We start from the raw sequence: 11,544 nt of genomic DNA, 5'->3' as shown, positions 1-11,544 counted from the left end.
TTGTGCCTTTTGTGGCTAATTTTCTTACTGCGCCTTGCCGGCGTTATCGAGAATGCGTTGGGCGAGGTAATTCACGACTGTGGCCTTGTTTCGTGAAGCCTCGGAGAATGCATTCTTCAAGGTCTGGTCTTTGCGATTGAAGATCTGCTGACGTACATTGGCCTGAACGCGAGCATCGGCCAAATCCTTCTGGCCGCCGGCATCCTTTTCGAGAAGCTTCAGGATGTGGAAACCGAAACGGGTTTCGATGACCTGGGGATAGGTTTCACCGACCTTCATTTTCTGGACAGCCGGGCCCAACCTCGGATCGATGTTTTCGATAGCCTGCAGGGGCTGGAAATTCAAGTCGCCGCCGTTCGGGCCGGAGCTCGGGTCCTCGGACGACTCTCTGGCGACTGTGGCGAAATCTTTTCCGCCCTGAATTTCCTTGAGGAGCCGCGCAGCCTTGGCTTTGGCTTCTTCCGGCGACTTGGCATCGTCGTTATTGGCGTTGTGAAGGTCCGGATCGGCGACCGGGGTCACCAGGATGTGAGCAATGTGGTAGCTCTCCGGGAGGTTAAAGCTTTCTTTGTTTTTGTCGTAGAAAGCCTTTATTTCTGCGTCAGTTACGGAGATTTTCGACGTGATCTCCTTATTGACCAGCTTATCGATCGCGATGCTTTTCCGCAATTCACTACGAACGTCATCGACGGTCATCTTCTGATTTTTGAGCATTTCCTTGAACTGCTCTTCGGTGCCCTGGCTCTTCAACTCGTTGAATTTGACATCGACTTCGGCATCCGTGGCATTCAGGTTCGCGGCCGACGCCAATTCCAGCAGGATCTGGTTATTGATCAACTGGTTAAGAACTTGAAGCTTCATGTCTTCCTGTTCTTCGGCGGACCCGGGTTTTTCGGCGCCATTCAGCTGTACCTGAACCTGCTTTTCAAGCTCGGCGGTCGATATATCCTTCCCGTTCACGCGCGCCACGACGTTGGCGGAGGCGGAGGAATCGGAACCGCAGGATGCGGTCACTAACAGACCGGCCAAAAGGGCCGAAAGAATCAAAGGTTTCATTACAGGACACTCCAATACCGTGAGAAATAACGGCCATTCTAGCACAACAGTCACCGGCTCATCAGGACCGTGTGGTATACTTTTTTCTCTATTTTATAAGGGAGATTGCCCTCATGGCGCGCTGCGAAATCTGTAATAAAGGGCCGATTTATGGGAATCGGGTAAGCCACGCCCATAATCTGACGAGGAGACGGTGGAATCCGAATCTTCAGCGGGTCCGAGTCCTCGACGGAAAGACCCACAAGAGTATGCGAGTTTGCACCAGCTGCATCCGATCCGGCCGAATCACGAAAGCCTGAACTTTTCCTGAGATTGCTACCTTCCTAACGAATCGCGTCTAAAAGTGCGGGAGCGTCGCAGGTTGAATGAAGGTGCCAGGTTTCATTGTCGGTCTGCTGTTGCCATGCTTCGCGCTGGCGCAACAGCAGTACTACGGCACCCGTATTTCGAACATCAGCCTGTCGGGAGCCGACTCTCAAACCGACCTGGATTCCCTCCCGCTTCATCGCGGTGACATTCTCAGCGTCGAGAATCTTCGGGCCGCGATTCAGGCGCTCTACGACTCCGGGCATTACAGCTACGTCGAAGTCGAAGCCGCTGCTGCGGCCGGCAGCGGTACGGCGCTGACCTTTCAGGTCAAACAGAACTACTTTTTCAGCACCTTCCGACTGGAGCCGGACAACCTTCTGGAGAAATCGTTGTCGTCATACGTCCGTCTGCCGATTGGCGAAAAGTTCCGCACATCGTTGGTGGACAAGGTTGTCAAGGACACGACGGACACGCTGAAGAACGAAGGATATTTTCAGGTTACCGTCAGCGCATCCCCCAGCTTTGACGATCAGAGAAGGCTGGCGGTCGTCACACTGAAAGCAATGGCCGGCGCCAGAGCGAAGATCGGTGTGATCCGCGTCCAGGGAGGCGAAGACACATATCCCCATGACAAATTGCTCAAAATTTTCGGGCTCAAGCCCGGAAACGATTTTTCGGCGTCGAAGGTGGACAAAGCCCTTACCCAGGTTCGGACCAAGTTCACGAATCTCGATTTTCTAAACACGCGAGTCACGGCGAACCGCCAGTACAATGCCGCCACAAATACGGTCGCTCTGGACATCATGGTGCAACCCGGAGAATTTGCGCTAGTGGACACGCGAGGCTACAAGGTTCCAAACAAGAACCTGAAGGAGCTGGTGCCGATCTACGAGGAAGGTATGGTCGCCAAGGACCTTATCGATGAAGGTGGCGAGGCTATAACGGGGTACATGCGGCAAAGAGGTTACTTCGACGCCAGCGTGACGTCGGAAACCGTACAGGTTGTACCGCCGCTCGGAGATGCGGTGCAGGTGAATTACACGATCGATCCCGGCCCAAAACATGAAACGGCGAACCTGCGGATCGAAGGTAATCGTTACTTCACAACCGACGATATTCACAACCATATCAAGACGCGAGCCAGCCAGTTTCTGAAACCGGGCGTCTTCAGTACGCAGATTCTCGAAGACGACAAACACACGATCGAAGCGATGTACGCCAATGCCGGCTTCGAAGGAACAGTGGTTACCACGAGTACGGCAGACGAGGGGCACACGATCAACGCCACTATCCAGATTCAGGAGGGCAAACAGTTTCACGTCGCGTCTGTATCCATCATGGGCAATGCCGCCGTTTCGGACCAGCAACTGCTTGAAAAGCTGGGCTTCAAGGTTGGAGACGTCTACACGTCCGGGACGGTCGACCAGGCCCGCGCGACCATAACGCAACTTTATTATTCAAAAGGGTACGCGGATGTCAGCGTGGAACGGACGGTGGAACGCGTCGAGTCGAGCAATGATGTGAGCGTATCCTTCAATATCACCGAGGGACGGACGTATCAGGTGGGCGCGATTCTGGTAATGGGCAACACTCTCACCAAGGAGAAGATCGTCCGGCGCAACAGCGGCCTGCAATCTTACAAGCCGTATGATCCCGGCGCCGTTCTGGAAGCGCAGCAACGGCTGTACGCAACGGGACTATTCAGCAAAGTCGAAATCGTTACGCTCGACCAGGGAATCCCTGGAATCCGGAATCTCCTGATCCAGGTGGAGGATGCCAAGCCGATCCTGCTCACTTATGGGGTGGGCTACCAGGAATTCGAACACGCGCGAGGAACATTCGAAATTTCCCACGACAATCTGCTCGGTCTCAACCGCACGATCAGCCTCCGCACACGTCTCAGCAGCCGCGAGCGCCTGGCGCAAGTCACATTCAAGGAACCGCACTTGTTCAATCACGACATGGACGGTTTTGCGTCGGCTTTCATCGAGCACACCGAACAGCCGGATTTCACGGCCAACCGCATCGATTTTTCCGTGCAGGCTCTGAAGCGAATCTCGCCTCAGCGGAATTTTCTGGTGACCGCGGGCTATCAAACGGTCGATCTGCAGGACATCCGGGTCAATATTCACGCCCTGACACTCCCGGCCGAACGGGGCATCATTCAAATCGCGCGGGTTGGAACGTCGTACATTCAGGATCGCCGGAACGATCCCGCCAATCCCAGGTCGGGGTCATTTACCACAACTACGTTTCAGATAGCCGGCCGGGCGCTCGGTTCAGAGATCAATTTCACGTCGCTCTACAATGAATATGACGCATACGTGCCGGTTGGAAATAATTCCGTATTGGTTTCATCCACGCGGTTCGGCTGGAACCATCCTTTTAAAAGCACCACACAAACGGGATTGCCTCCGACCGAACGCTATTTTGCGGGCGGATCGACAACTCTGCGTGGATATGGCTTTGACGAAGCACAGCCGCTCGGTGGAAATGTGATGACGCTGGGAAACCTGGAATACCGCTTCCCGTTGCGTATCTCTCCCATCTCGGGAGTGAGGGGAGCCGTCTTCTACGATACTGGAAACGTATTTCCGCAGCTCTCAGCCGTCAGCCTTTCGAGTTTCAGCCACACGGTCGGCTACGGCTTTCGATATCAAACTCCCCTGGGACCGGTTAGGCTGGATTTCGGCATCAATTTGAATCCGGATGTGAACGGCATCAACACAAGCAGGCTTCATGTTTTTTTCACGCTGGGAAACCCGTTTTAGGAAAGTGTCCGGCCGCGAATCACGTGGGTGGTGCGCTATCGCGTGGGGCGTATTGTTCCTGGTCTGCCCGGCTCCGCCTGCGGCCCGCGCTGAAGTCATCGACAAGATGGTGGCCGTTGTCGAAGGTCACGTCATCACCCTCAGTGATCTCCGCCAGGAACGCGAAATCCGCACGCGGCTGGGCGATAAACCGGAGAACGACGATACGGCCCTTATCCGTGACATGATCGACAACTACCTGATCGAAAAACAAAGTTCGGATTTTCCAGGCGTCGATGTCAGTCCGGAGGAAATCGACCGCGAACTCCAGAAGTCGCCTCCGCAGGAAGGTGTGCCATCCCCAGCGATCCGCGCGGCCATCGGCCGCCGGCTCCGGATGCAAAAATACTTCGATTTGCGTTTCCGCCAGTTCATCCGGCCCAGCGATCAGGATCTTCAGAAGTATTACGATGAAGTCTTCGTGCCTGAAGCGAAGAACCGCGGCCTGGATCCGATCCCGCCGCTCGCTTCGATAACGGACGCCATTAGAAACAACGTGGTTCAGGAACAGATCAATCACGATGTCGACGGGTGGCTCGAAGCGATTCGCGCAAGGAGCAACATTGAGATTTTTCAGTAGGCGCCGGATTTTACTGGCGCTTGCCGGCACACTCATTGCATTTCTGGCTGTAATCGGAACGATCGCTTCGTACCTCGGATCGAATGCTTTCCACTCCCGGGTTCGGCAGTACATTGTCGAACAAATCGCGCGGAAGTCCGGCGCGAACGTCAGTCTTGGGGATTTTCACTGGAGCTTTTTGTCCGAGCGTTTCGTGCTCGACGACCTGACGCTACGCGGCCTCGAACCAGCCGAAGAGGCGCCGTTAGCATTCATTCGCCGGATCGAAGTCGGGGTGAATCTGCGAACGCTCCTCGAACATCGCATCGACCTGTCGGAGCTGACAATATCTCGACCGGAGTTTCATCTTCTGGTGCAGCCGGATGGACAGACAAACGTACCGGCACCGCCGAAAGACGCGGCCCCGCGATCCAATGGACAACGCTTTCAATTCTCCATTTCCGTGCGAAGCTGCAAAATCGTTGGAGGCTCGGCCATCGTCAATGAGCAACACGACAATATCGATTTTTCGGCGCAGAACCTGACGGCTGACCTGATTTACTTCGATCGGCGCGAGGTCCTGCAGACGCACTTGCAATACGACGGCGTCTTCGACCGCACCCCGAACGTGGATCCGGCGATTCCGTACACCATGACCGCGGATGTCGATTACACGCGGGCGAACATCATCGCGCAAAAAATTCTAGTGACATCGGGCAGAAGCAAAGTCGTGCTTCAGGGCCGCGTCGATCAGGTCATCAGCAATAAGGTCTCGGGAAGACTGGCGTACACGGCCGATCTTCAGGTTCCTTTTCTGAACTACTTTTTTACGGACGAAACCTTTGCCGGAAGAGCCGATGCCCGCGGATACATGCAATTCGGCAATGGTTACTATCAGACCCAGGGAAATCTGGCATCGGATGCGATCGATTTCGATGGCTGGCATGCGACAAAGTTTACAGCCGAATACGTGTATGGCTTCCCGGAACGGCGGCTGGTTCTGCGGAAATTCAAAAGCGCGATGCTCGGCGGTTCAACCGCGGGGGAAATTTCGATCGTAAATCTGCCAGGTCCGACGCGAATCAATCTCGATTTGAATTACAGAGACATAAATGCCGCGGATCTGGTCCGCGCTTATCCCTGGGATCCGAAGTACCGGATCTTTTCGGATGCGACCGGAAAGCTCAATGGCTGGTTCGAAGGAAAGTTCGATAGATTTGACCTCACTGGACATGCCGATCTCCGAAGCTTTAATCCGCCGGCAATTCCGGACATCGTGGCGCTCCCGCTGGACGGCGCCCTTGATTACCGGCTGCGCCCTCAGGAAGAACAGATCAGCAATGCAGGCCTGCGCCTCTATTCAACGGCGGTTCAGGCGGACGGGCTCATCACTGAATCCGCTTCAGACTTGAAGCTGAACCTCGCCTCGGGCGATTTGAAAGACCTGTCTTTCATCTATTCGGACGCGAACGGGAGCGGCTCGTTCATAGGAACCCTGACAGGGCGAATCGAAAGGCCGGTGTTCTCCGGACAATTTACACTTCAAAACCACAAGTACCGGCAGTGGACCATCCAGTCCGGAGCAGGAAACGTCAGGCTGGACACGGCCGGCGAGAACGCCGATCTGGCTGACGTTCGCGTCAACCAGGGCGAATCTGTATTGAATATCAATGGCAGCGCCGCGTTGAGCGGATCCCCCCTGGACCTTCGCGTTCAGTCAAACCATATTGCAGCCGCTGATCTTCGGCCATTCGTGGACCGCGATATCTCAGGCGTGTTCTCTGCGGACTTGAGAATCACTTCCCTCTCCCCGGTTGTCCGGCTCGAGGGAGATGCTCGGGCCGACAATTTCGGCGTCGGCAATGAGACGGTTGGAAATACTCGAGCCCATCTCCGGTATTTCGAGCCCGTGATCGAGCTCGATCAACTTACAATCCAGCGGAATGGATCGACCCTCAGCGGGAATGTCTCGTTCAACCGGATGACGACCGCTTTGAAATTCAACCTGCGGGCCGCGGCGATCGATCTTCAATTGCTTCACCGCCATGGATTGCCTGAATCCGTGCAGGGAATTGTGAGCCAGGCAGATCTTCAAGGCGACGGGACGGCAAGCGCGCCGAACATCAGGGGAACGGCATCGTTTCAGAATCTGTCCGTGTTTGGTGAGATATTTCCGGATTCCAGAGCCGACTTTTCATCGGCGGGGCCTGCGCTCACCGCCGCTTTGACGGCCTCAAGGGATGTCAACCTGAAGGCGCAAATCAATACGGCGGTTTCGGGCTATCCGTTCACCGCACAAGCCAGCTTCACCCAATATCCTTTTGCGCGAATCGCCAAATTCCAGCGGGGAACTCTGACCGCAACAGGCAACGCGAGCTTGTCCGGGACACTGACCGACCTGACCCGGCTCCGCGGCGACGGAAAGATCGAAACGGCCGACGTTCGCATCGAAGGAATCGACCTCCGCTCGTCGAAGGCGTTCACTTTCGACTTCGACTCGACCCGGCTGGCTCTGAGCGACGTTGCATTGTCGGGACAATCCACGCTGGTCAACGTTGCCGGAACCGTTGGATTGACAGGACGTGCCCCCCTCAACCTGAGCGTGAAAGGCCAGGTCGATCTTGGGTTGATTGGAGCAGAGTATCCGGAATACACCTCGGGCGGCACAGTCAATGTTGCAGTCACGCTTGGGGGCACCATTCAGGCGCCGGATGTACAGGGCTCGGCAATGTTCAATCACGCGTCGCTCAGCCGCGCGGGCGTATTTGCGGCAATTGCGGATCTGGACGGCAAAGTGAATTTCGATCGCGATCGGATTACAGTCAGCGATTTCGTAGGCCAGATCGGCTCCGGCACTTTGCGCGCTCAGGGGACTGCGCTCCTGCAGGCTGGGACGGTCCAGAACCTCAACATACTGATTGATGCCGAAGGTGTGCGGCTTCGGGGCCATCCCGCCGGGTTGCGTTCCGTGGTGGACGGCAAGCTCAACCTCCGTGGAACACTTGCAGCACCGCAGCTGGACGGAAGCCTCCAGATCCAGAATCTCGCCTATCGCAGCGACTTTGAGGACTTCCTCGCGTTATTTAACGAAACCACCCTCAAGACCAATGCGACCCCGCTCTCGAATATGCGGCTGTCGCTTCATATCGAAGGCGGCAAGAACATCACAATTCAGAACCAGCTTGCCAATGTTGAAGCTCGTGTGGATATCGACTTGAAAGGAACGGTTAGTCAGCCCTCGATCACCGGTCATATCGAGGCAAGCGGCGGTACGCTCACATTCCAGGGGAATCGATACTCGGTGACGCGGGGCAATATCGACTTCGTCGATCCACTGCGGATCCGGCCGGTGATCGACATTGAAGCCGAGTCTCAAATTCGCGAGTATCGAGTGATTCTCTCCATTACCGGAACTGGTGATAAACCCAAGCTGGCTCTGCGATCGGAGCCTGCATTACCGGAACTGGAGATCGTAAGTCTGATTGCCGGCGGCCAGACTCGGGAGGAAATTGCGACGCAGATGGCGAGCCGCAGCCTGGCGGGTCAAACGGTGCCAAACAGCGAACAGGTCTTCCAGAGCGGAGCAGCATCCATTCTTTTTGACCTCCTTCAACAGCGCGTGGGGAACCGTCTGGGCTTGCTCAACGGCTCGCATGTACGGATTGAACCCTTTCAGGTCGGAGCGGAGAGCGGCGGACCGGGCACACGCATCACTCTGTCGCAGCAGGTCACAAGAGATTTGTCGATTACCTACTCCCAGGACCTGTCATCGAACCGCGAGCAGGTGGTTACGATCGAGTATTTCGTCAGCCGCAATACATCCATCGTCGCGTCCCGCGACGAACTGGGAAATCTGGGCCTCGACGTCCGTCACCGTATCCGAATTAAATAAAAGCGATACAGTCGATTTCGACACTCACGTCGCGGGGAAGCCGCGCCACCTCGACAGTCGAGCGCGACGGCCAGGCCGACTGAAAGTACTCCGCGTAGACGGCGTTCATTTCACCGAAATCGTTCATGTTTCGCAGAAAGACCGTCGTCCGGACAACGTTCTCCGCCGAGCCTCCGGCGGCCTGGACAATCGACAGCAGATTATCGAGGACGCGCCGTGTTTGAGCCTGAATCGACGCGGCTTCGATGACCTTGCCGGTCGACGGATCGATAGGAATCTGGCCGGAGACGAAGAGAAAGTTACCCGCGCGAATCGCTTGTGAATATGGCCCGATTGCGGTTGGAGCGCTGAGCGTGGACACCACGGATTTATTGTTCATGTTCGTTAGCGTGCAGTATTGACGGTTCGAGTCGAGCGGTTGACGTCATAAACTCCGTCGATTTTCTTTACCGAAGCAATGACGCGTTCCAGGTGTTTCATGTCCGGAATTTCGACGGTGATGTCGATCGTTCCCCGTTCATCTGCGGTTCTCGCCTCGACATTCAAAATATTAGACTTCACTTCGGAGATCGCGGCGGCGATCGAGGCCAGCATGCCCGGCCGGTCTTCAGTCAAAATCGTCAGGGGAACGGCGTAGGCTTCGGCAGAAGGCGGAGTGCTCGCCCACTCGACTTCGATTTTCCGGTCGGAGTCGTACATCAGGTTCTGTACGTTCGGACACTTCTTGGAATGGACGGCCACACCCTTCCCGCGCGTGATATAGCCGATCACTTCCTCGCCGCGAATCGGATTGCAGCACTTGGCCCGGTAGACGAGAAGATCGTCGAACCCTTTGACCTGAAGCTTGGCATCGCTCCCGATGCCGAGCACGCGCTTCACAACAGAAGTCAGCTTTGATTCTTCCTCGGCAACCCCTTCTTTCAGTCCGTCGGGCGCGAGCCGGCCGATGATCTGCTTGGCGGACACTTTTCCGTAACCGATGGCGGACAGCAGATCCTCGACCTTATTGGTTCCATAATCGGAAAGCATCGCCTCCATGCGGTCGCTTTCGATCAGCTCTTTGGCGCTCTGTTTGTATTTACGCGCTTCTTTTTCGAGCATCTTGCGGCCCAGTTCGATGGCTTTCTCACTTTCCTGCTCCGTAAGCCAGTGGCGGATCTTGTTGCGTGCCCGCGATGTCTTGACGAAGGAGAGCCAGTCGCGGCTGGGCTTATGGCCGGGCTGAGTGACGATTTCCACAATATCGCCGTTACGCAGTTTGGTGCGAAGCGGAGTCATGCGCCCGTTGATCTTCGAGCCGACGCAACTGTGCCCGACTTCAGTATGAATGGCGTATGCAAAATCAACCGGCGTGGCGTCGCGCGGGAGCGAAACAACTTTGCCCTTCGGTGTGAACGTATAGACTTCTTCGGGATATAGATCAATTTTGAGGGTACTGAGAAAATCGGCAGGATCCTTCATTTCCTGCTGCCACTCGACCAGATGCCGGAGCCACGAAACGCGCTGATCTTCGCGGTCATCGGCGACCAGCTTGCCGTCTTTATATTTCCAGTGCGCCGCGATGCCTTCCTCCGCAATTCGATGCATTTCGGCCGTGCGGATCTGCACTTCGCACGGCTGCCCGCCCGCGATCACGGAAGTATGCAGAGACTGATACATGTTGGGGCGGGGCATGGCAATGAAATCCTTGATTCGGCCCGGGACCGGCCGCCACGTGTTGTGGATGACACCGAGCGCGGCGTAGCAGTTCTGGACGGTGTCGGTGATGATGCGCAGAGCAAGCAGGTCGTATACCTGATCGATGGCAATGCGCTGTTTTTTCAGTTTGAGATAGATCGAGTAGAGACGCTTGGTGCGCGATTCCGTGACGCACGGTATGCCGTGCTCCTTCATTTTCGCCTCAACGGTCTGCGTGACTTCCGCGAGGAAAGCCTCGTGCTTCCGGCGATTCCGTTCGACCACATCTTTCAGTTCCTGATATCCCTTCGGATCGAGATAGCTGAACGACAGGTCCTCCAGTTCGCCCCGGATTTTGCCCATTCCCAGACGGTTGGCGAGAGGCGCATATATATCCATCGTCTCGCGCGCTATGGCCTCGCGTCGGTCGGCCGTGAGATAGGCCAGCGTGCGCATGTTGTGCAACCGGTCGGCAAATTTAACCATGATGACCCGGATGTCGTCGGTCATGGCCAACAGCATTTTCCGGAAATTCTCCGCCTGTTTTTCCTCCTTCGAGGTAAATGGAATCTGGCTGATTTTTGTGACGCCGTCGACGATGTGGGCCACGTCCGCGCCGAACAGTTCCTCGATTTTTTCCAGGGTCGTCAGCGTGTCTTCGACGACGTCGTGGAGGAGGCCGACGCTGACAGTGACGGCATCCATCTTCATTTCCGCCAATAAGTTGGCGACCTCGAGAGGATGGGTAAGGTAGGGCTCGCCGGAAGCGCGGACCTGTCCTTTGTGCTCCTTGGCGGAAAAAATGTACGCCCGTCGAATGAGATCGAGATTGTCACCAGAGTGGTATTTCTCGACCTTATCGAGGATCTCCTCGAGACGAATCATGTAGGTTGATTATATGAAAAAAAGGGAACGGGCGCGAAAACCCGTTCCCCTTGAATGAACTGAAACCGGACTAGTTACCGCCGACGGCCTGTTTCTTTTCCGCGTTTTTCTTGCGGGTGTCGAGGGCTTTGTTGAACCACTCGTCTGCCATGGCGGTGAGCTTTTTCTTATCGTCTTCGTTATCGCTGCGATCCGCTTTCTGCCGAAACAGAAGATTTTTGAAAGTCATCGCATCTTCATAATCGGGTTTCAGCGAGAGCGCCTTATCGAGACTGCCCAGTCCTTCATCGATCAACTTCACCTGGTCCTCTTTGGAGTCGGTGTTGTTTTTGTCGAACACAATCCCCCAATCGAGG

The 11,544-nt window shown here is 55.6% G+C and carries 8 protein-coding genes; 4 read left to right on the top strand and 4 right to left on the bottom strand.

The window, feature by feature from the left end:
* Positions 1-24: 24 nt before the first annotated feature.
* Positions 25-1,056: a peptidylprolyl isomerase gene (locus VGK48_14275; GenBank protein HEY2382341.1), complete on the bottom strand. Its 1,032-nt coding sequence runs from the start codon at positions 1,054-1,056 to the stop codon at positions 25-27.
* A 113-nt stretch (positions 1,057-1,169) separates the two neighbouring features.
* Between VGK48_14275 and rpmB the strand changes: the two genes are divergently transcribed.
* The 4 genes from rpmB (at position 1,170) to VGK48_14255 (ending at position 8,626) form a co-directional block, all read left to right on the top strand.
* Positions 1,170-1,355, top strand: coding sequence for a 50S ribosomal protein L28 (gene rpmB, locus VGK48_14270; GenBank protein ID HEY2382340.1), 186 nt, complete (start codon positions 1,170-1,172; stop codon positions 1,353-1,355).
* Between the two features lie 66 nt (positions 1,356-1,421).
* Complete coding sequence (gene bamA / locus VGK48_14265) at positions 1,422-4,136, top strand: outer membrane protein assembly factor BamA (GenBank protein HEY2382339.1); 2,715 nt, start codon at positions 1,422-1,424, stop codon at positions 4,134-4,136.
* A 52-nt stretch (positions 4,137-4,188) separates the two neighbouring features.
* Entirely contained in the window at positions 4,189-4,755 is a 567-nt protein-coding gene (locus VGK48_14260) for a hypothetical protein (protein ID HEY2382338.1), read from the top strand.
* Positions 4,739-8,626, top strand: coding sequence for a translocation/assembly module TamB domain-containing protein (locus tag VGK48_14255; protein HEY2382337.1), 3,888 nt, complete (start codon positions 4,739-4,741; stop codon positions 8,624-8,626). The genes VGK48_14260 and VGK48_14255 overlap by 17 nt, the downstream gene beginning before the upstream one ends.
* Here VGK48_14255 and VGK48_14250 read toward each other — a convergent pair.
* From VGK48_14250 to VGK48_14240, 3 genes are all read right to left on the bottom strand, one after another.
* On the bottom strand, positions 8,619-9,005 hold the full coding sequence (locus VGK48_14250; GenBank protein ID HEY2382336.1) for a RidA family protein: 387 nt from the start codon (positions 9,003-9,005) through the stop codon (positions 8,619-8,621). The genes VGK48_14255 and VGK48_14250 overlap by 8 nt on opposite strands.
* A 5-nt stretch (positions 9,006-9,010) precedes the next feature.
* On the bottom strand, positions 9,011-11,188 hold the full coding sequence (locus VGK48_14245; protein ID HEY2382335.1) for a bifunctional (p)ppGpp synthetase/guanosine-3',5'-bis(diphosphate) 3'-pyrophosphohydrolase: 2,178 nt from the start codon (positions 11,186-11,188) through the stop codon (positions 9,011-9,013).
* A 70-nt stretch (positions 11,189-11,258) separates the two neighbouring features.
* Positions 11,259-11,544, bottom strand: a 286-nt coding sequence (locus tag VGK48_14240; protein HEY2382334.1) for a hypothetical protein, incomplete at its 5' end; no start/stop codon positions are given.

The sequence above is a fragment of the Terriglobia bacterium genome (assembly GCA_036496425.1).
Lineage (GTDB): Bacteria > Acidobacteriota > Terriglobia > 20CM-2-55-15 > 20CM-2-55-15 > 20CM-2-55-15.
Note: the sequence above shows the minus strand (reverse complement) of the source record. Positions and strands in the feature narration are given on the sequence as shown.